At 41.0% G+C, this 21,941-nt stretch carries 16 protein-coding genes; 9 read left to right on the forward strand and 7 right to left on the reverse strand.

The annotated features are described in order from the left end of the window. Nucleotides 1-48: 48 nt before the first annotated feature. The 4 genes from U3A58_RS02690 to U3A58_RS02705 all read left to right on the forward strand — a co-directional run bounded on the left by U3A58_RS02690 (nucleotide 49) and on the right by U3A58_RS02705 (nucleotide 7,424). Complete coding sequence (locus tag U3A58_RS02690) at nucleotides 49-477, forward strand: response regulator (protein WP_323821843.1); 429 nt, start codon at nucleotides 49-51, stop codon at nucleotides 475-477. A 686-nt stretch (nucleotides 478-1,163) separates the two neighbouring features. Further along, on the forward strand, nucleotides 1,164-1,745 hold the full coding sequence (locus U3A58_RS02695) for a Crp/Fnr family transcriptional regulator (protein WP_323821844.1): 582 nt from the start codon (nucleotides 1,164-1,166) through the stop codon (nucleotides 1,743-1,745). A gap of 210 nt (nucleotides 1,746-1,955) precedes the next feature. Next, on the forward strand, nucleotides 1,956-3,149 hold the full coding sequence (locus U3A58_RS02700; protein WP_323821845.1) for an MFS transporter: 1,194 nt from the start codon (nucleotides 1,956-1,958) through the stop codon (nucleotides 3,147-3,149). A gap of 948 nt (nucleotides 3,150-4,097) precedes the next feature. After that, complete coding sequence (locus tag U3A58_RS02705; protein ID WP_323821846.1) at nucleotides 4,098-7,424, forward strand: ligand-binding sensor domain-containing protein; 3,327 nt, start codon at nucleotides 4,098-4,100, stop codon at nucleotides 7,422-7,424. A 183-nt stretch (nucleotides 7,425-7,607) separates the two neighbouring features. On the opposite strand, the gene U3A58_RS02710 is transcribed toward U3A58_RS02705, so the two are convergent. Genes U3A58_RS02710 through U3A58_RS02720 form a run of 3 tightly spaced genes read right to left on the reverse strand, consistent with a single transcriptional unit; the run spans nucleotide 7,608 to nucleotide 9,927 of the window. Beyond that, nucleotides 7,608-8,453: a glycosyltransferase family 2 protein gene (locus U3A58_RS02710; protein WP_323821847.1), complete on the reverse strand. Its 846-nt coding sequence runs from the start codon at nucleotides 8,451-8,453 to the stop codon at nucleotides 7,608-7,610. Then, the gene (locus U3A58_RS02715; protein WP_323821848.1) at nucleotides 8,450-9,097 is read right to left on the reverse strand and encodes an acetyltransferase; all 648 of its coding nucleotides are present in this window, start codon (nucleotides 9,095-9,097) and stop codon (nucleotides 8,450-8,452) included. Before U3A58_RS02715 ends, U3A58_RS02710 begins: the two co-directional genes overlap by 4 nt. Further along, nucleotides 9,094-9,927 (reverse strand): beta-keto acid cleavage family enzyme, encoded by an 834-nt coding sequence (locus U3A58_RS02720; RefSeq protein WP_323821849.1) that lies wholly within the window; start codon nucleotides 9,925-9,927, stop codon nucleotides 9,094-9,096. The genes U3A58_RS02715 and U3A58_RS02720 overlap by 4 nt, the downstream gene beginning before the upstream one ends. A 453-nt stretch (nucleotides 9,928-10,380) precedes the next feature. On the opposite strand from U3A58_RS02720, the gene U3A58_RS02725 reads away from it, so the two are divergent. The 3 genes from U3A58_RS02725 (at nucleotide 10,381) to U3A58_RS02735 (ending at nucleotide 12,956) form a co-directional block, all read left to right on the forward strand. Beyond that, nucleotides 10,381-11,997, forward strand: a complete 1,617-nt coding sequence (locus U3A58_RS02725) for a M28 family metallopeptidase (RefSeq protein ID WP_323821850.1) — start codon at nucleotides 10,381-10,383, stop codon at nucleotides 11,995-11,997. 369 nt (nucleotides 11,998-12,366) lie between these two features. Beyond that, nucleotides 12,367-12,588 carry a hypothetical protein gene (locus tag U3A58_RS02730; RefSeq protein WP_323821851.1) on the forward strand — a complete coding sequence of 74 codons (222 nt, stop codon included), beginning with the start codon at nucleotides 12,367-12,369 and terminating at the stop codon, nucleotides 12,586-12,588. After that, on the forward strand, nucleotides 12,582-12,956 hold the full coding sequence (locus U3A58_RS02735; protein ID WP_323821852.1) for a P-type ATPase actuator domain-containing protein: 375 nt from the start codon (nucleotides 12,582-12,584) through the stop codon (nucleotides 12,954-12,956). The genes U3A58_RS02730 and U3A58_RS02735 overlap by 7 nt, the downstream gene beginning before the upstream one ends. Nucleotides 12,957-13,079: 123 nt before the next feature. Here U3A58_RS02735 and U3A58_RS02740 read toward each other — a convergent pair whose 3' ends face one another. From U3A58_RS02740 to U3A58_RS02755, 4 genes are all read right to left on the reverse strand, one after another. Further along, a complete protein-coding gene (locus U3A58_RS02740) occupies nucleotides 13,080-15,179 on the reverse strand; it encodes an outer membrane protein assembly factor BamB family protein (RefSeq protein WP_323821853.1) in 2,100 nt (699 codons plus the stop codon). Between the two features lie 241 nt (nucleotides 15,180-15,420). Next, nucleotides 15,421-15,930: a DUF2911 domain-containing protein gene (locus U3A58_RS02745; RefSeq protein ID WP_323821854.1), complete on the reverse strand. Its 510-nt coding sequence runs from the start codon at nucleotides 15,928-15,930 to the stop codon at nucleotides 15,421-15,423. Nucleotides 15,931-16,152: 222 nt separating this feature from the next. Then, nucleotides 16,153-17,301 carry a Gfo/Idh/MocA family protein gene (locus U3A58_RS02750; protein ID WP_323821855.1) on the reverse strand — a complete coding sequence of 383 codons (1,149 nt, stop codon included), beginning with the start codon at nucleotides 17,299-17,301 and terminating at the stop codon, nucleotides 16,153-16,155. A 145-nt stretch (nucleotides 17,302-17,446) separates the two neighbouring features. Then, complete coding sequence (locus tag U3A58_RS02755; RefSeq protein ID WP_323821856.1) at nucleotides 17,447-18,583, reverse strand: MBL fold metallo-hydrolase; 1,137 nt, start codon at nucleotides 18,581-18,583, stop codon at nucleotides 17,447-17,449. A 502-nt stretch (nucleotides 18,584-19,085) separates the two neighbouring features. On the opposite strand from U3A58_RS02755, the gene U3A58_RS02760 reads away from it, so the two are divergent. Next, entirely contained in the window at nucleotides 19,086-19,544 is a 459-nt protein-coding gene (locus U3A58_RS02760) for a (2Fe-2S)-binding protein (RefSeq protein ID WP_323821857.1), read from the forward strand. A 2-nt stretch (nucleotides 19,545-19,546) separates the two neighbouring features. Then, the gene (locus tag U3A58_RS02765; protein ID WP_323821858.1) at nucleotides 19,547-21,712 is read left to right on the forward strand and encodes a xanthine dehydrogenase family protein molybdopterin-binding subunit; all 2,166 of its coding nucleotides are present in this window, start codon (nucleotides 19,547-19,549) and stop codon (nucleotides 21,710-21,712) included. Nucleotides 21,713-21,941 lie beyond the last annotated feature (229 nt).

A 21,941-nucleotide genomic window follows, 5' to 3' on the forward strand; every position in this document is an offset into this window, starting at 1 on the left:
CTGATAAAACAAAGTAAAAAATAGTTGGAATTAGACATATAAATAACAATGAAAGAAGTTCATATTTTACTAATAGAGGATAATGAGGGAGATGTAATTTTGACCTTGGAGGCATTTGAGGAAAGTAGAATTAAAACCCGAATCAGTGTTGTCAAAACTGGAAAAGAAGCCCTGGATTTTCTTTTTAGAAATGGGGAATATGAGAATGCCGAAAGACCCGATCTAATTCTTTTGGACATTAACATCCCGGTTTATAACGGTCTTGAGGTGCTGCAAAAGGTCAAAGAAGATTCTATTTTGAAAAAGATACCAGTCATAATGTTGACTACATCTTCCAATCAAAAAGATATAAACACAGCATATGAATATCATGCCAATAGCTATGTGTCTAAACCCATGGAAATGGATGAATTTCTTAAAGCTATTTTAAAAATCGAGGAGTTTTGGCTACAGTTATCCAAGTTGGCTAAAGATTAGGGCTTTTCTTTATCTACTCACCGAACCCAAATTTTTGAATTTGAGAGTTCTGGTTTAGTATCCATATTTATGACAACTTGTATTTCATATGATTATAATTTAGATTTCTTAGTTAAACGCCTGCGGAATTCGAAGAAACACCTGAAGGATTTAATAATCGTTCTCTTAAGTATCGCTTGGGTCATGTTCAATTTCTTTTGTTCTTTTGCCTTGACGCAATGGGGATGGAGCGTGAATAAAATGTCCGGTGGACATTTTTAGCGAGAGGCCAGATTGCGGGTGGGAAAGTCAAGACGCCAGCAAAGCTTCACCCCGCAGGCCATCCGCCTGGCTCGCTGCTGCGACAGCCTTACGCGCCCTAAGAACAAGCATATCTGCTGTTGCGGTGTATGCTGGGAATAATCATCCCCCTCTGTGTGACGCTTGATTCATGCTCGATTTCACAAGATGGAAAATTGCCTTGGCTACCTGATCAATAAAATAGCTGAGTAGCCTTCATGGAATCAGGAAGGGGAGTAGGTCAAGCCCTTACTTATTGGTGCTTTCAGCTCATTTTAGTCTTTGGACCCGCAGAGAAGGTAACCTTCACTCAGTTCCAATACTGATGTGACCACTTCGAGTGTGGTTTTGAGGAGTTATTTGAAGGGTTGACTACAGGATTAACATAACCAAATTAGAACGCCGACATGATTCAGACTAAAGATAAAGAGGCATTCATCACCCATCTCAACCAAATAAGTCCCTTGTCAGATGAGGCTAAAAATGCCATTGTAAACTTATGTTCTACTTATCACATCAAAAAGAACAAAGACTTGCAATCCATTGGACAAACTTGCAAAACTATCTATTTTGTGGAGAAAGGAACAGCACGAATTTACTATTATAAGGAAGATAAAGACGTAACCGAGTACTTTGCTTTTAAACACGACCTGATCATTAGAGCGGAAAGCCTGTTCGCAGGGAAGCCGAGTCACAAAGCCATACAGGCAATAAATGATACTACATTTATTGCCATTCCAGCCCGGCAGCTTTTCGAACTCTTCGACAAATACCATGATGTGGAACGAATGTTTAGAAAGGTAGTAGAGCGTTCTTATGTCGATACCATCAACAGGCTAGAAAGTCTTCAGTTTCACCCAGCAGATGAGCGCTACACATCCTTATTACAAAAATCACCTGCAGTAGTAAGAGAAATTCCCTTAAAACATATTGCTTCCTATCTGGGCATTACACAAGTCAGTTTAAGTCGTATTAGAGCATCACGCTGATTATTTAACAAATGTAAAAAGAATTGATTCTGACAACTCCGTCCTTTGGTCAAAGCGAGCGTGAGTTTGTGTAATCTCTGCTAAAAAAGATCTCCAGTCCACCGGAAAACAACCTAAAGATTCTTTAAAAGAGCCTTTCGGGAGATTTTACAGACTTAACCCCGTTGATTTGGAAGCGGGAGCCAAGCGTTGTGCTGTATCATTATAGCTATGGAAGTTAAATTGGGACTTAAAGAAAACTGGCAGCAGTTTACGCTGTTGATAATCATCAATGCATTCGTAGGCGGCATGATCGGCCTGGAGCGGACTATTCTTCCTCAGATTGCCGAAGCAGACTTTGGTATGGCCGCCAATACAGCCATACTGTCATTCATCGTGTTTTTTGGTATTTCCAAAGCCATTACCAACTATTACACCGGGGCTTTTGCCAATAAAATAGGACGCAAAAATCTGCTTGTCATCGGTTGGTTAGTCGGCCTTCCTGTCCCGCTTATCCTAATTTATGCCACCAGCTGGAACTGGATTATTGTAGCTAACATCCTACTGGGAATCAATCAGGGACTTACCTGGTCTAGCACAGTAGTGATGAAAATAGACCTGGTAGGCAACAGAAACAGGGGGCTTGCTATGGGATTGAATGAGTCAGCAGGTTATCTGGCAGTTGGTATTGTGGCATTCCTCACCGCATGGATAGCTTCGGAATATGGCCTACGTCCTTATCCGTTTTATCTGGGAATAGGCTTTGCAATTATTGGATTATTTTCCAGCTACTTTCTGGTGAAGGATACGGCACATCATGTCCAGTCCGAAACGCAAGTAAGTAAGGTTAAAAAACTAAAGAATGTTTTTAAAGAAACCTCCTGGACGCACCCCACTCTTGGATCCATCACGCAAGCCGGACTAGTCAACAATCTGAACGATGGTATGATATGGGGACTTTTTCCAATCTTATTAGCCGGCAAAGGGTTTAACCTGTCTGAAATTGGGAAAATTGTAGCTATCTATCCGATAGTGTGGGGGTTAGGGCAATTGATCACAGGAAAACTGGCTGATCTTTGGGCCAATAAATCCATGCTTTTTTGGGGGATGCTCATACAGGGGGTTGTAATCATAGCCATGGTATTTGCCAATTCCTTTATTCAATTTACTGTATTAAGTACTTTGTTGGGAATAGGCACAGCAGTGGTTTATCCTACATTTCTAGCGGCCATTGCCAATTATACCCACCCGGTACAACGGGCGAAAAGTATCGGGGTGTTCAGGTTATGGCGTGACTTGGGTTATGCTATTGGGGCTATTTTAACTGGAATAACAGCAGATATTTTTGGGATCACGGCTTCTGTTGTATTGATCGGGGCAATTACACTGGTCTCGTCTCTAATAATAAAGCTGAGAATGGAGTAAGGAATCGGTCAATTACATCATCAAAATGCTGTTGGGAAGAAATGGGCGTCTGGTTCTATCCACTTGTAGTGACCAAAAGTGCTTATTTGAGTGGTGATAACTGATGTTTAGTAAGAAGTGAGATGAGTCCGACTCAGAGGCTATTCTCAGCACCTTCAAAGGAAATGATCTATTAAATCCCGCGCATTTCCAATTCGGAAACCTTGTTCTCACTTTTTTCAACACATCAACCACCGGGGGGGGGGGTAGAAGTCAAATTTTAGACTGACTTTGTTGAACAGTCAAGGATTTTCCTAGCTGAAAAATAGAACGAATAAAATGGTTCCTTGCAATACCCCAAGGTTTAAACCTTAGGGTATAAGTTCGATTCATCCTACTAAAAATAGCTTCATTCACTGATCGCTAACCTAGGCGTATTTAGCTGTTAAAAAATCATTCTGTCCACGCTTCATTCCTTCAATTTCTCCCTTCGAACCTTATCTACCGTATCCATTTTAAATCATCATTCACTCCCAGAAAACCCAATCTTTCGCAAGACTTAGCGATATAAAAGAATTATTTTGATAATATTTATTTTTTTTTTCTCCTGACAACTTGAAAAAAATGATTAAAAATTCTTAGTTAACCATTTGATTAACATCCCTTTGGAGGGATATTTATTTTCAGATATATGCAAAAAAATGTTTCTTGTTATCATCTTTTAGTTGCTCCTAATAAAACCTCCTGAAAATAAGGCATGGAAGAAATAGCGTATTGAACATTTTGGAGAAAAACCAGTGAATTTGAAAGCACATTTTTTAATTATAGCCAAGTCTAGACTGTTGGTTACCAAATTAATATACTTTACTTTCGCCTTTAAACTTGATTGTTAAGGGGAATTACGCTGGTGGTTTCAAATAGAAATCATCCCCACAATCACCCAAATATTACTCAAAAACCTACTTGAAAATGGAGTTTTTCAAGATTACTCATTTCGTGCCCAAAATGAACAAACTGTACTTCTCGACTTTGATTGTATTGGCAGTGATGTTTCTGCCCGTGACCAAGGTGCTGAGCCAAAAGTCAGAAGAAAAACCTGATCTCCAATTTCAACGGATCTTCGAAGGACTCCTCAACAACCGAGTCTCGACAATCTTCCAGGACAGTCGTGGTTACATGTGGATTGGAACCTACAGCGGCCTTCATCAATATGATGGTTTGGACTTCAAGGTCTATGCCAGCAGCACAGACTCCAGCACGATCAGTGACAACTATATAGGATCCATCTACGAGGACAGTCAAAATCAATTATGGGTGGGTACAGGTAATGGTGTGGCAAGGTACAATAGGGATAGGGATGATTTCACCAGATTCAAACTCCCCTCTGCTATTCTTGTACAAGGGGGGGAAAGCAATTTGGTCAATACCATTCTCGAAGATGCCCAGGGTACTCTTTGGGTGAGCAACCAATCTTTAGGATTATTTTTTTTCGATCGTAAGCAGCAACAATTGCTGCCCTACAAGGTCGATGAAGTTGTGAATATAAATGCCATGGTTGCTGGTGACGGTGATATATTATGGCTTGCGACTTTGAATAATGGGCTAATCAAGCTGCATACTTCTAGCGGGCAGACGGAATATTATCAGCATGACCCTACCGATCCTCATACCATCAGTTCGAATAATGTAAAAGCTGTCACCTTAGACCTTGAAGGAAATCTCTGGGCAGGAGCCAGAAGTAAAGGGCTCAACAGGATGGTTGTAGAGCAGGGAGAAGTTAGTTTTGTCCATTATCTCAATGAAGCGGGAAATCCAAATAGCCTTTTCAACAATATTATCTTTAAACTATACTTAGATCGGAAAGGTAACCTCTGGTCCTGTCATGAAAACGGGGGACTACATCTTTACAATAAGGAGAAGGATAATTTTTACCGCTACCTCCATGACCCGAAAGACCCCAATAGCCTCACCCACAATTCAATTTGGAGTGTTTTTCAGGACAATCAGGACAGGTACTGGATAGGCACCGCCCAATCGGGCATAAACCTGGCTGATCCTTACGCTTCCAAATTCGCCCATTATTACAAAAACCTCTTAAATACGGAAAGTCTGAATAATGATATCATCCGGGATTTTTCGGAAACTGAAAACGGAAATATTTGGGTAGCAACGGATGGCGGTGGGCTGAATTACTTTGATCGGTCACAGGGTACATTCAGAGCATATAGGCATGATCCTAAAAACCCGAAATCTCTAGGATCAGATGCCGTAATCAGCTTGAATGAAGACCAGGATGGGAATCTTTGGGTAGGCACTTGGTCTGGAGGTTTAAATATTTTGCTGGACGAGGAGAAAGGCATCTTTACCAGCTTTAATGAATGGATTAAAAATGATACCTATCCCATACAACATGTATTTGATGTACATTTTGACGAAAACTATATCTGGATAGCTGCCCTAGAGGAAGGATTGTATCGCTATGATCAAAGGGCAGCAGAGTTGAAGGTTTATAAAAACAACAAAAATGACCCCAACTCTATTTCCTCCAATTTTCCTCTACGGATAATAGAGGACAGTCAAAACAATCTCTGGATTGGAACTCATTCCGGGTTGAACCTGATGCAGGCAAAAGACAAGGACAAGGGAAAATTCAAAGTCTATCAGCCCTCCAATTTGGATCCCAACAGCATTCCCAGCACCTCTATTCGGCAGATCATAGAAGACCGGAATCAAAATATCTGGATTGCTACGGACAGGGGTCTCTCCCGATATATGCCAGAAGGGGACAATTTCATCACCTACACTCAAAAAGATGGATTACCTGTAAATGAAATCAATTCTATTGTGGAAGATGATAGTGGCTTTTTGTGGATTGGTACCAATAGGGGGATTTCCAAATTTGATCCGGTCAATCAAGAATTTACTAATTTTGGTAAGAATGACGGACTACAGGGAAATGAATTTTCAAGGTATGCCGTGCTCAAGACGCGGAAAGGAGAATTGCTTTTTGGGGGAATGAATGGTTTTAACCTGTTCCATCCAGATCATCTAATTTCCAATCCCTTTATTCCACAGGTTTACCTGACGGGTTTTAAATTATTCAACCAGCCAGTGGATTTTAAAGCACCCGATTCTCCTTTGCAAAAGCATATAGCGGCTACGGACACGCTGACCCTTTCCCACCGGGAAAATGTATTTACGTTTGATTTTATAGCCCTGAATTACACCCATCCAGACCAAAACCAATACGCTTATATTTTGGATGGATTTGAAAAAGAATGGAATTATGTGGGCTCGCAGCGAAATGCCACCTACACCAATCTCAATCCTGGTACCTACACATTCCGGGTCAAAGCTGCCAATAGTGATGGATTATGGAATGAAGCTGGCACGTCCGTAGTTCTGATCGTTGCGCCTCCATTTTGGAAGACTGCTTGGTTTATCACCCTTTCAGCTCTCCTGGCTATAGGTCTTTTAATCCTTGCATATAACCGGAGAGTTCGTAGCATTCATGAACAAAACAGGCAGCTTGAAAATACCGTGGAGGAACGCACTACTATGCTCAAACACGCCAACGGTAAATTGAAAAAACATATCAATGAAAAGGATAAGCTCCTTTCTATCATTGGTCATGACCTGAGAAATCCCTTTTTCTCGATTATTGGATATATGGAACTTTTAGAGGAAGAATTTGAAAACACCAAGAATTCAGAGCACTTGGAAAATATCCGATTTCTGTTGAATGTCTCCCGAAATACCCATAATCTCTTGGAAAATCTTTTGCAATGGGCCATTAAGGATACGAAGTTATTTGAGGTAAAACCCGAAGTGATTCCTATGAGTAAATTGGTGGAGACAGCAATAGGCATGGTTTCTTCCCAGGCTGATTATAAAAATATCAAACTAGGTCAGTCAGGTTCAGAAAATGCATTTATCCACGCTGATCAGAAAATGATTCTGACTGTCCTGCGAAACTTGATATCCAATGCCATCAAGTTTTCCGATCAAAATTCCAGAATAGAAATCCTTGTCCGTGAAAGATCAGGAAATGTCATCACTTCTGTGCGCGATCATGGCACAGGAATGAATGAAACTGTGCTCAACAAGCTCTTTTCAAGATCGAGTGAACAACAATCAGGTACTATGGGAGAGATGGGTACCGGTTTGGGATTGGTACTCTGTCAGGATCTTGTCCAGAAACATGGAGGTAAAATTTGGGCCGAAAGTAGCCCCGGCGAAGGCAGTACGTTCCACTTTTCCCTTTCGAGTTACGAACATGCTGACGTAGCAGTATAGCAACTAAGTGAAAAATAAATTTCAAGATGTCAGACTTGAATTTTAGCACTTTACACCAGTTTTGATAAAAAAATTAGGACCACATAGGCGAGGATAGAAGTGCAAGTCAGATGCAGCATCTAGAGAATGGCTTCAGCCATTTCTTTGTGAACCTTGGTGCCAAGCTAATCATAGTCTGTTAATTCAATTCTCTAAAATTGTTCTCAAATACTTTTTAATAAAATAGCCGGATCCACTGGTAAGGAAAGTATGAACACTGTAATGAATATATCTAAAAAAGTAATAATGTAAAATGGCAAAATCCCGTGCTGATTCTGCCTTTTTCTTTGATCGAAACATACCAGAAATATTGTATCTGTAAAAGGAAGAAGTAAAAGACTGCCCTGCTATTTTCCCTTTAATTTTGAAGTATGCAAATAGAACCATATCCATTGCAAAGGCTTTGTAGATAATAGGATTGGACAAAAGCGATTGAAGGTCATTCCTAAACATCCATGTCGAAACATGCCCTAGATAATGAATGGTTTTTACTTCTTCTGGCTCGAAGATTTTGTCTTTAACAGGCTCCACAACACTGCTAAGATCTATTTTTTGGTGTATATAGCTCGAATAGACTAAACTGACCTCAGGATTTTCATTTAAGAATTGAAATTGCTTTTGCAATTTCCGATCGTTAGTCCAATAGTCGTCACCATCACAGAGGCATATGTATTTCCCTCGTGCTGCCTTTAGGTTTTCAAGGAAGTTAAACCTTCCAGTTATTTTTCCTCGTATGGAAATCTTGTTTTTTGGATCTCTTTTGAACAAACGGATTTTATCCGGATGTTTTTTCGCATATAAATCACAGATTTCTCCTGTACGATCCGAACTGCCATCCTCACCAACTATAATTTCAAAGTCAAAATCTGTTTTTTGGATTAATAGGCTATCCAGACATTGAGCAATGAATTTTTCATGTTGATACGTCTGCACGCAGATGGATACCAAAGGAGAAGAAGTTAGTGTATTGGCTGAATCGTTTGAGGTCATTTTTGACGAACTATTTTGCAGGGATTACCGAATGCGATACAATTGGCAGGAATGTCTTTGGTCACGACACTACCAACTCCAATAGTTGTATTTGCACCTATGCTGATGTTATCTTTTAAAACCGCCCCAGATCCAATTAAACAACCTTCTCCTATGTTGATCATTCCAGAAAGAATTACTCCTGGGTTAATATCGGTATATCTCCCAATCGTATTGTGATGCCCAATCCTACAGCCACGCTTTAGAGATACTCCAAAATCAATTTGGCTCTGGGCGCTGATGATCACTCCGGGTTCTATTAATACACCATTTGAAATGGATGCAGAAGGAGCGACGTAGGCACTTGGGTGTACTAATTGAGTATATCTTGATTCTAAAATCCCATGAGAATTCCAGAAATCTTCAAAAATTGCCAATTTGTTTTCAGGACCTGTTGCACCAAAGAATAGTTCATCTTCCTCAGGCGGACAACTTCCAGCTTCTTTGATCTCAATAGAGTAGGTTTTAATAGGCATGAAGGGTTCTATACCGAAGTCCTTATTTGGATAAAACACAAATTCCTTTTGCAAATTTAATTCGGAAATAAGATCCAAAAAAATCGCTGCACTATCTTTTGAGATCCCAACAAAGCTTATCCTCTTCATTTTTTACGGTTATAAAAGCCTAGTTCTCCAAGATCCTTTGGGGCGAAGAGTTCTTTTGAATGTATCCTCATTAATTCATGTACCCGTAGTAATAAGTCTTTATTGGTAGCCAACTTTCCTCCTTTATGGTCAAACCAAATGTTGTCTTCCAAACCTACCCGTACTCCATATCCCATGGAAATTGAAGCTCCATTAATTGTAAGTTGGTTTGATCCTAATCCTGCCAAACTGATAAAATGATCAGTTGGGATTTCCTGAATAGCTGTTCCCATATGTAAAAAATTAGCTTGCATCCCGGCAATATTTCCAAACAACAGGTTCCAATAGAATGGCCCTTCAATCAATTTCTTTTTGATCAGGTACATGCCGAAATTAATCATTCCCATGTCAAAACATTCTAATTCAGGCACGACGCCATAGTCTTTCATCTTACTGGCCAGTCCTAGAATGGTGTCTGGTGCATTGGTAGAGGCTTGCCGTTGAAAATTCAGAGAGGAAAGAGTGAGAGAACACATATCTGGCTGGAGCTCAATAACCTCGGATCTTTTTTCCAATTCAGAAACATTTCTTCCTGAGCTGCTACCGCAAATGATCAAGTCTGGACAATGCTTCCTTAGGCCTTCAAAAATTTCCTGATAAACAGACTTTCTATAAGTTGGAACACTAGCTGCATCACGGGCATGAAGATGGGCAATGGTAATTCCTATTTCGTATGCCTGGTGCGTCTGTTCAATAATTTCCGAGGGACTAATAGGTACATGTGGAGTTTCTGATTTGGTAGGAACCATCCCCGTAGGGCAAAAATTAATTATTGTTTTATTAGAATTCATATGTGAAATAAGGCTGTAGAAATCAAAAGTTAAAAGTTCTTCCTAAAATGGTCTTCAGCTAGATTTATCACTAAAAACCCCATTTAGTTTTCCAAAAGGTTGGCAATTTATAAATAATGATGTACAAAAGTGCTTTTTCCTATATACAAAATGCACACTTGGTCAAATTTTGTGACTAGCGGGAGAAACGTCTAACCTACTGCTGTAGGCTTTAATTACATCATTTTGTGAATTATCATTTATATATCTCTTCTTCCTTTAATCGGCTTTATTGAATCACCTTATTGGGCACATGAGATGACTTTCAGCCTGATAGCTTTGGGATTTTGTTGCTGATTTTAAGTTGTTTACCGGTAAAAAATTGCTAACATTGATTTTTGAATATACGGCATAAAGCAAGAAAGAATTACGACTAAATAACTACCAAATACCAACTTATTAAAATTATTTTCTATGAATAATTACTTGAAATTTTTAGTCTTACTACTCTGTATTAGTTGTGAAAGCGACTCAAATGAATCTACAGAATTGGTTCAGGTGGACCAAGCAACCATTGCTACACATATAGCTCGTCTCGCTTCTGATGAGTTTCTTGGCAGAAAACCCTTTACTGAAGGAGAAGTCTTGACTGTGAATTATTTAAAGGAGGAGTTTGAAAAACTGGGACTTTTACCTGGAAATGGAGATAGCTTTTTTCAGGATGTGCCTATGGTAGAGATTGACGGAACTCCTTCTAAAACCATGGTTTTTTCCGGAGGAAATGGAAGTTTCGATCTAGATATAGTAAGGGATTTTGTAGCCACCACGAATAAAGTAGAACCGGAAGTTAGCCTCGAAAAATCCGAACTTGTTTTTGCAGGATATGGCATAGTGGCACCAGAATATGGTTGGAATGATTATGAAGGGATAGATTGGAAGGGGAAAACGGCAGTAGTTCTAATAAACGATCCAGGTTTTAAATCAAGGGATTCTACTTTGTTTAGGGGAAATGAAATGACCTACTACGGCCGCTGGACTTACAAATATGAGGAGGCAGCCAGGCAAGGTGCTGCTGGACTTATCATTATTCATGATACTGAGCCAGCCTCTTACGGTTGGAATGTAATTGAATCCGGTTGGACTGGTGCCCGATTAGTTATTGCAAGCGATTTACCTCTACTAAATGTCGAGTCTTGGGTAAGTGATGAAAGTGCGCAAAAAATACTCGATGCCTCAGCTATGAAAGGTCAGGATTATAAAGCTATTGCTAGGGATAAAAACTTTAAACCAATTCCATTAGATCTAGACGTATCCGTTTCCATTCACAACAAGATCAAAAAGGACGTATCAAAAAACGTAGTGGCAATGATTCCCGGTGCGGACAGAAAAGATGAAGTGATCATTTATTCTGCACATTGGGATCATTTGGGTGTTGGGAAAGCGATAGAGGGTGACTCCATCTACAATGGTGCAGTGGATAATGCTTCTGGTACTGCTGGGTTATTGGCTCTTGCGGAAGCTTTTAAGAAAGGTAAAGCCACTAAGCGTTCTATTGTTTTTATAGCCCTTACTGGAGAAGAACAAGGTTTATTAGGTTCAGCTTTTTATGCTGAAAATCCGATTTTTGACCCTAAAAAAACCGTAGCTAATATCAATATGGATGCACTGGATAGTCCCGGGAAAATGAAAGATCTAACAATTACGGGATATGGTCATTCAGAAATGGATGAATATGCCAAGGAAGCAGCTCTTGCCCAAGAGCGATATATTATCCCGGATCCAGAAGCTGAAAAAGGATATTTCTTCAGATCCGATCATTTTAACTTCGCCAAAATTGGGATTCCTGCTTTATATGCGAGTGGCGCTTATGAGGGATTCGATAAAAGTAAAGAGGAGATAAAAGCATATAATGATTCTTATCGCATCAATAAATACCATCAACCAGCTGATGGATATGATGCTGAAACAACAGAATTGAGTGGTGTGCAATTGGATTTGCAATTGTTTTTCAGTGTGGGATCGAAATTAGCTAATGAGGACTATTTCCCTAAATGGTATGATGGAAGTGAGTTTAAGGCTACTAGAAAGTAGATTAACTCCTGTCAGTCAATTGGTTGATTCCCTAGTCTGTTAGCTGCTACATTGGGTTTCTCAATTTTAGAAAAGGATGGATCTGGGTTCTTATCTTTGGTATGCTGAGCCTAAAGAGTAAGTAGGAGCAGGAAGAAGCAAAAGATTTTCCCACTACAGTCCAGAGATTTTCCCCCGCTTTCTGTAGCGCAAACCTGTTGGTGTTTTGTGAATAAAACGATCTTTAGGCATGCCAGCGAATAAGGTCGATATACAAGGTTTAAGTAATGAACAAGTAGCTTCTGTCCAGGAAAAATACGGGCAAAAAAACTTAACTACAAAAAGGAAAATGGCTTCTTAGATACCTTATAGAGCATTCTTAAGGAGCCAATGTCGATTATTTTATTGGTAGCCGCTTCTATCTACTTTATCTCTGGCAATACAGGAGATGGGATTTATCTTGTCGTTGCTATCATCTTCATCACCTCCATTTCACTATTCCAGGATTCTCGAAGTAAGAATGCATTGGAAAAGCTAAAGGACTTTTCTCAACCGGCTTGTAAAGTCATAAGGAATGGTATAGTCGAAGAAATAATAGCGGAAATTTGGTAGTTGGTGACAGCTTACTGGTGGAAGAAGGTACTTCAATTACTGCCGATGGTGTCATCGTTCATTCGAATGATTTTTCTGTAAATGAATCAATACTCACGGGGGAATCTTTTGCGGTTTTTAAGGATAAGTCTCTAGAAGATAATGTCATCTATAGTGGTACCACAGTTGCGAGTGGTTTGGCTATAGCGACGATTACAGGCATCGGTAAGGATACTAAACTCGGAAAAATAGGAACGAGTTTGGAAAGTATAACAGAGGAAAAAACACCACTGGAAAGGCAAATTGCAAACTTTGTAAAGAAGATGGCAATTGCTGGAGCTGCGGTTTTTTATCATTGTTTGGGCTATCAATTACTGGCAATCCCTTGAGCTATTGAATAGTTTGCTTCAGTCGCTCACACTTGCCATGAGTATTTGGCTTTATTTCTACTAGTTGGTTTGAACTCTTAAAGCTTGCTAAAAGAATAAGGCAAAGCTAGGCAGATGGTAGGTTTAATCTTCGAGGGAAAATGCTACATACTTATCACCAGATTTTGATTTCAGCTTTCCACCTCCGCAGGCGATGACAATATATTGCTTCCCATTGATTCTGTATGTACTGGGTGTAGCGTATCCCGCCGCTGGGAGTTCATGCTCCCATACTAATTCACCTGTAGATTTTTTAAATGCTCTGATTTTTTCGTCTGGTGTAGCGGCTATAAAAATAAGTCCTCCGGCTGTCACAAGTGGACCGCCATAATTATCGGTTCCGGTAGGGGATACTCCCTTTGCGGTGAGTTCCTTATATTCTCCTAAAGGAACTTGCCAGCGCCTTTGGCCCGTATTACCATCAATTGCAGTTAAGGTTCCCCAAGGGGGCGCATTTACTGGGTAACCATTCGTATCATACCATCGGTTGTATCCTGTGTGTTGATAAGCTGAGAAGTTATTTTGTTTAGCTTCTACTTCTTTGTCTACATCGAGATCTAGAAGAAAGTTGGCAATTGCATCCCTCTCAGACATAGAAATATGAGAAAATGAGGGCATCATACCTCTGCCGTTGCCCATCAAAGTGAGCAATTGATCGCGTGTGAGTCGTGTCTTGATATTTCTCAATCCCGGATAGGAACCATCGTGGCTGCCATTGAGATCTTTTCCATGGCAATTGGAGCAATAGAGATTATATAATGTATTTTCACTGGAAGCCAGCTGGTCGCTTTCATTCGACCTTAAAATCAAAGAGGTATAGACTGGTATTTCTTTGGCTGGTATATACAACACACCTGCTGGATCCGTAGCAGCTCCGCCCCATTGACCTCCTCCATCGGTACCAGGATAAATAATCGTCATTTTCTCGGTGATGGGAGTATAAGGAGACCCTGTGTTCGCCTGCACCAGAATATCGATTAGCGAATCCTTATTTGCCACAAAGGAATTGAAGTCATTTGAAGTAAAGGATTGCCTGGTAAAAGGTGCTGGTTTGGTTGGAATGGGTTGGGTAGGGCTTGGGTACTCACCTGATGCTGCCTCCTGCGGAAACGCAACTTCCTCAATAGGATAAATGTGTTTGCCGGTTACACGATCAAAAATGAACGTGTAACCTTGCTTGGTGATTACTGATACCACATCTATTTTCTTATCATCACGTGTGATTGTGAAGAGGTTAGGGGGAGCAGGTAAATCTCGATCCCATATATCATGGTGGACTACTTGGTAATGCCACAGCAGTTTACCGTCATTTGCATTAAGTGCAAGTAGGGAATTTGCATACAAATTATCTCCTTTACGGTTGCCACCATAGAAATCAAATGCAGCTGATCCGGTGGGTACATACACGATTCCTCTTTCTCTGTCTATAGCCATTCCCATCCAAGAGTTTGCTCCACCTAACCTTTGCCTTGGATTTGTGGGAAACCATGTTTCATACCCAGCTTCATCTTCTTCAGGTATTGTATGAAAGATCCAAGCCAAACTTCCATCACGCGCATCATATGCCCGAATGTCCCCGAGAAGGGCAGATTCGGATTCAGATACCCGGCTGCCGGTAATGATTAAGTCTTTGTAAATGGTATTTGGGGTGTTTGAGGTGACATAATTATCAGCACCTGGACGGTCTATTCCCACTTTGAGGTCTATGCGTCCTTGCTTCCCGAAAGTCTCAATCAATTTTCCGGTACCTGCGTCTAGCGCGTAAAGCCAGCGACCTGCTCCGAAGAAAATACGTTTGTCTCCTTCGTGAGACCAATAGGTTACGCCACGGCTAGTCGTGCCTTCATTTTCCTTAATATCTGTCTTCCAAAGTTCTTTTCCTGAATCCGATTCTATGGCAAAAGCCTCTGTAGCTGCCGAGACGCCATAGAGCACACCGTCTATGATGATGGGATTAGATTGTATTTGACTGCGATTGCGAATGGTATCCGCGCCACCAGAAGAGTAGGTCCAAGCAATCTTTAACTTAGAAACGTTGGAGGTATCGATCTGCTCAAGCATAGAGTAGTGGCTCCTGGCACCGTCGCCATAATACTCAGGCCAATCTGCATTTGTATGCCACGAACACTGTATAAAAAGTAGTGAGAGGGCTAATAAAAGAACGGATTTGATATATTTTATCATGCACCTTGATTATAAATTGTGAATATCTAGAACTGCATTATTCAAACCCAAGATAGTGATCGGGATGTAATTTCATCATTCAATCAATTAGAATTTATAATACAATATCTAAATTCAATTCACACTTGGTAGGGCAGAAAATCTTTCGCCTCTACATGTGCGTCCTCTATAGCTAAAACCCTTGATCAAAAAAAACCACGAGAGAGATCCCGTGGTTTTAAATTCATTTAGATTGTAAATCTTATGAGCCTAGCTTCGCTGAAGCCTTTCCATATTCCCATCTGATTTCAAAGCTGTCAGGTTTTACTTCATACACTAGACGCTCTTCCATTGTAGAGTTTTCCCCTGAAGGAACATCCACGCGTAATACATCTTCGCCTGAATCATAGTCAAATGCTCCCCATTGCTTGGCAACTTTGTTGAAAATGAATGTGGACTGCCCTGATTCGCTAGGAATGATGAAGAAACCATAGGTACCTGCAGGAAGTTTTTGTCCTTGCACTGTAATATCCTTAGTGGTAGTGAAGGTAGTTGCCTCATTGGCACCTGCTCTCCATACTTCATTAAATGGAACTAGGTCACCCCAGATCACGCGGCCTTTCACAGCTGGGCTGCTGTAATTAATTGTGATTTTAGCATCGCCTACCATTCCTTCTGTGGTTTTGGCTGGGCTGGCTTTCTCTTGTGCAATAGCAGCAAAGCCTACAAAAGCGAGTAGGGCAAAGGCTAAAAGGTTCTTTTTAAAGTTCATTGTTTTTGGTTTTAGATTTGCCATCAAAATACGACTTTTTATCAAAACAGAAAGTCTTGGAACTGACTTTAATAGAAATAGTGAGTACTATGATTTGGGACGGGCGAAAGTAAACCGAAGACTGAAGTTCCAGTGACCTTGCCTGATTTTGACTACTTCTGAAGTCAGCTCATGCGTTTACTTGCTGGCAGCATCTCTAGTCTTTCATATTCCGACTTTTCCCTAAATTTTCACCCAAGCTTCTTTTGTATCACTTTCTACAATCGCATCACCTATGATGAGCTCTCTCAAGCCGTCGGCAAAAGTTGGGAAAGAAGGAGACTCAGGCTGCTTGCCTAGTCTAATCGCTGCATATACCTCCTTGAAAAGCTGCTTGGAAGTATCTGGGAAGCCTTCTTGGTGACCTCCTGGGAAGCTAACCAACGAGCGTGCTCCCTCATCCACCAAAGCAGGGTCTTTCATCAAGATGGAATTGGCAGTATCTCTCTTTCCTATCCAAAGTTCGTTTGGCTTCTCAGCGTTGAACTCAAAATTGGCTTTTGAACCTGAAATCTCAATGTTCAGTCGGTTCTTACGTCCTGCATTTACTTGGCTCACGACGATAGAACCTGTACGGCCATTGTCAAAGCGAAGCATAATAGTTGCGTAATCTTCAGATGTTACTTCATATTCTTCGTAATCTGATGGATCAAGTTTTTTGCCGGAGAAGGATTCAACTGCTTTCAAGGGTTTCAGACGGGTAGGGTGAACTATAGAGAAATCAGCCATTACCGCAGTGACTTTAAGTCCAGTCACGTATTCAGTCATATCCAACAGGTGGGAACCAATATCCGCAACAACTCTTGATCCTCCGGATTGCTTAGGATCTAATCTCCAGCTGTAGTCCGTCTTGTGGATAAGCCAATCCTGCAGGTAGGAACCCATTACAGAATAAACATCTCCCAATTCACCTTTTTCACGCATCACTTTCATCTGGCGAACCATAGGATAGTAACGAAGATTGAAGTGGACGGCATTGATCAGGCCGGTTTCTTTGGCCAATGAAACAAGTTCTTCCGCTTCTTCTACAGAAATTGAAAGTGGCTTTTCACATACCACATGTTTGCCTGACAATAAACAAGCTTTTGCCTGTGGAAAATGTAGGAAGTTAGGCGTACAAATGTGTACTACATCGATGCTGTCATCCTTCAGCATATTTTCAAAAGTGTAGGCATTCGGGATGCCAAGCTCTTTGGCTTTGGCATCTGCTACTTCCTGATTTACTTCTACAAGGCCGGTAACCTCGATGTTAGGGATTCTTCTAAGTGCTTCTAAATGTGCTGGGCCGATAAATCCGGTTCCCACGATAGCAGCTTTGATAGTCTGAGCCATAGGTTTTTTAGGTTGTTTTAAATTAATTTTTAAAACCTCAAATTAGGAAAAATGCCTCAAAACATTCCCATTTATAAAAGTAGAATTCAATACAATCCATCTTCGGAAAAGGAAAGGGCGGTAATAATGCCTGAAGTTTTGATTTTTATTGTTTGGAAATCATTTGATTAGATGGCAATACTGGCTCTAGCCACCATTTACGCTCTGTCACAAGATTTTTATCCAACTCAATGAATTCTCCGATCTTAGGGACATAAATAGGCTGATCTATTTCCCTAGCTTTTGCCAACACTCTTTCTACCGGGTCTGTCCAAGAGTGCATGGCAAGTGTAAAAGCTGCCCAATGGATAGGCATGAAAGTTTTTGCCTGTACGTCTTGAGCAGCTTGTGCAGTTTCCTCAGGCACCATATGAATATCTGTCCAACGCTCATTGTATTGACCGCATTCCATCATAGCAAAGTTGAATGGGCCATATTTCTCACCGATCTGCTTAAAGTGTGGGCCATAGCCACTATCTCCACTGAAGAAGATATTGTCGCTCTTTCCTTGGATCACCCAAGAACCCCAAAGCGTGGAGAAGCGATTGTTTAAGCCACGTCCGGAAAAATGTCGGGCAGGAGTCAAAGCCAAGCGTAAGCCGTCTGCCTGGATCTCATCCCACCAGCCCAACTCATGGATTTTGGCAGAATCCACTCCCCAATCTTCGAAATGCGCTCCCATCCCCAGAGGCATGTAAAAAGCCTTCGTTTTCTCCTTCAATTTTTGAATAGATCCATAATCCAGATGATCGTAGTGATCATGTGACATAATTATCATGTCGATCTGAGGTAATTTCTCCACTTCAATCGGAAGTTCCTTGCTAAAGCGTTTTTTACCTAATAGCGGGTTGGGAGCCGGTACTTCTCCAAACATGGGATCGATAAGAATGGTCTTACCTTCAATTTGAAGTAGAAAAGTAGAGTGACCAAACCAAACCAAGCGAGTAGAATGATCCTTTTCTACCAACTCCAAAGAATCCCTATGCGCTACTGGCAACTTAAAATCTGGTCTTCGGGTGGGATCATTTTTAAAAAATTCGGGAAGCATTTTGATTGCTTCCGTAAAATCCATGTCCATATTGGTAGGCATGAGGTTACTGAATTTCCCATCTTCGAAATAGTCCAGTTTTTCGTACTGTAGGAGTTTTTCTTTGGATGGATTTGCACCAAATTGAGGACTCAGATTGACAAAGAGTGTGGCAATGATGGCTACGAGAAGTACAATTGAAATGATGGTGATCATTAGGATTTTGAATGTTTTGAAGAAAAACTTAAGCATACACAGCCTTAAAAGCGGGGAAATAAACTACTGGCTTTAACTCTAAAACAGATTAAAAGGTGCATGTCATGCCATTTTTTCTGAAATTTTATTAGTTAACCACAAAACACACGAAGTGACACAGGGGAAAAAGAAGGCTACATAGCTGAATCATCACATATCTGTCGCCACTGTTCGTGTCCCACAAACTGATTCTCCAATCATCCTATATGTCTAATTCACTAAATGCACGGAGGGTTTTTGCGTCGTTCCTATGTAGCGAGAGTCAGCTAAAAAGACTTTGATTGCAAATGAATAGTTAAAAAAAAAATGCCTCTTTGCGCTTTGGAGGGAGACTAGAGTTATTTGTTGGTGATTTTTTTTAGAATGAATTCAAATTGACATGCAGTTATCTAAATTTTTATAGTCGGTTTCGCTACTCATCTGATTTTTTTTAACTTAATCGGATAAACTTAAATAATAACCCATGGCACTTATAAACCTTAAAATCAACGGAAAGTCTCATTCGGTTGATGTAGAAGAAGATACCCCACTACTTTGGGTACTTCGGGATCATCTTGGATTAGTCGGAACAAAATACTCTTGCGGCATAGCTCAGTGCGGCGCATGCACCGTTCACAGAAATGGAGAAGCGATGTTCTCCTGCATTACTCCAGCGGCAAGTCTGACTGGCGATGAGATCACCACTATAGAAGGACTTTCAGACGAGGGTGATCATCCAGTTCAAAAAGCCTGGGCAGAAGTGGACGTAGCCCAATGTGGTTATTGTCAAGCTGGCCAGATTATGAATGCATCAGCATTTCTCAAAAAAAATCCGGCTCCATCAATGGATGAAATAGACGAGGCTATGAACAAAAATATCTGTAGATGTGGTACATATCATAAAATCAGAGAAGCCGTTGCGATGGCTGCAAACTCCAAATAATCATGGCAACACATACAAAAACTAACCGAAGAGACTTCCTGAAAATCGCCGGAACTACGGCAGGAGGTTTATTTATAGGCTTCAATTGGATGAGCTGCGACTCTCCCAGAATGGAAGTACTGAGTACTGAAGAGGTTTTGGCAAATGCCAAGAATTTCAATGCATTCCTAAGTATAGCACCGAGTGGTGATATTGTGATTTATTCACCGAATCCTGAGTTGGGACAAAATATAAAGACCTCATTTCCAATGGTCGTAGCCGAAGAACTGGATGCGGATTGGAATAGAGTACGTGTGCTTCAGGCCAATCTGGACACGGAAAAGTTTGAGCGTCAGCTTACTGGAGGATCCGGGGCCATGCCACATTCTTGGGAGCGGCTTCGCAAAGCAGGAGCTACGGCAAAGTATCTTTTGGTAGCTGCTGCTGCCAAGAAATGGGAAGTTTCTGCCGACGAATTGACCACTTCAGAGGGGATTATTTACCATAAAGCAAGTGGAAAGAAAATCGGATATGGTGAAGTTGCCAGCGATGCAGCCCTCTTGACTGCTCCTGAAGAGATTCCTTTGAAGGAAAAGAAGGACTTTAAGATCATCGGCACCCCTGTGAAGAATGTGGATAATGCCGCTATTTTCACTGGAGAGCCACTTTTTGGATTGGACTTTTATCGGGAAGGGATGCTTCATGCGATGATTCAGCGTGCCCCGTTTGGGATGAAAATCAAATCCATAGATGATGCTGCGGCCAGAAAGGTCTCCGGAGTGAAGGATGTAGTCACTTTTGAAAATAGTGTGGCAGTAGTAGGAACTTCTACCTGGCCATTGATGAAAGCCAAGAAGCTATTGAATGTGGAATATGAGCCTGATGGAAAAGTAGAGAGCTCGTCCGATCATGATCAGATTTTCAAAGATTTATTAGCCAATGGGAAAGCAGAAGTAAAGCGAGAAGATGGCAATGTGAATACGGCATTTAAAAATGCTGCGCAAGTAGTGACTGCTGAATACCAATGTCCTTTTCTCTCACATTCTCCTATGGAGCCAATGAATTTCTTTGCCCATGTAAAGGGAAATTCAGTTGAGTTAGTTGGCCCTACACAAACACCGGAAAGAGCCAGAGATACGGCAGCGGAAATACTTGGAATTCCGCCTGAGAATATCACGGTAGAAATCACTCGATTAGGAGGAGGTTTTGGTCGCAGGCTTCGTGCAGATTATGTGGCTGAAGCAGTTCATGTTTCCAAATTGATGAATGCACCGGTGAAATTAACCTGGAGTAGGGAAGATGATCTGACTGGTGGAGCTTACCGGCCTGCTGTACGCTATAGATTTGAAGCAGCCTTGGATGCCGAAGGCAATATGACCGGATACAAACTTCGGGGCGTAGGGATGAATGCCGGAAACAGCACTAGAGAGAATAACTTCCCAGCTGGTGCAGTAGATAATCTGCTGATTGAAAATGTGAATTACGAATCATCGATTACTACGAATGCATGGCGTGCACCTATCACAAATTTTCTAGCATATGCCGAGCAGTCATTTTTGGATGAAGTAGCTTTGGCTGCCAAAAAAGATCCAGTGGAATTCAGGCTGGAATTAATGGAAAAAGCTAAAGCAAATCCAGTAGGAGGCGAGCTTCAATACAATGTAGATCGTATGATCGGTGTCACCAAAATGGCAGCTGAGAAATCCAATTGGGGTAAAAACCCAAATGTAAAACAAGGCTTTTCCGTTTATTTCTCTCATAGAACATACGTAGCTCAAGTAGCTGATATTGAGATGGAAAACGGAAGTCCTACTTTGAAGAAAATCCATGTGATCACTGACTGCGGAATGGTCATAAATCCTACTGGAGCCAATCATCAGGTTCGTGGTGGGGTGGTAGATGGAATGGGACATGCGATGTATGGCAACCTTACTTTCGAAGCAGGATTACCTACTCAGACCAACTTCGATAAATACCGCCTGATACGAATGAAAGAAGTTCCAGCAGTGGATACTTATTACGTGGATAGCGGATATGATCCAACGGGTCTAGGCGAGCCGTGTCTTCCACCTACAGGAGGAGCTATCGCAAATGCTATCTTCAGTGCAACCGAAAGAAGGCTAAGAAGTCAGCCCTTTATTGAGCAAAAGGAATTCACTGATCTTAATCTTGGAATAAAGAGAGTATGATTGATTTCTAGTATCAAGTATTAAGACGTTAGACAAAAGAAGAGAGTCAAGATCTCAGATTTCAGAGCCAAGACTAAAATAAGAAAGCCTTTCAAAGTTAACTTTGAAAGGCTTTCTATTTATTGTCTTTTGTAGGCTTTTCCAACTTGGAATAAGGCAACAATCTACCTCTTGGTTCTTGTTTCTAGACTCTAGGTTCTAGTATTCATTAATCTTATATCTTGTGTCT

The organism is Algoriphagus persicinus (assembly GCF_035156415.1).
In the GTDB taxonomy this organism is placed as follows: domain Bacteria; phylum Bacteroidota; class Bacteroidia; order Cytophagales; family Cyclobacteriaceae; genus Algoriphagus; species Algoriphagus persicinus.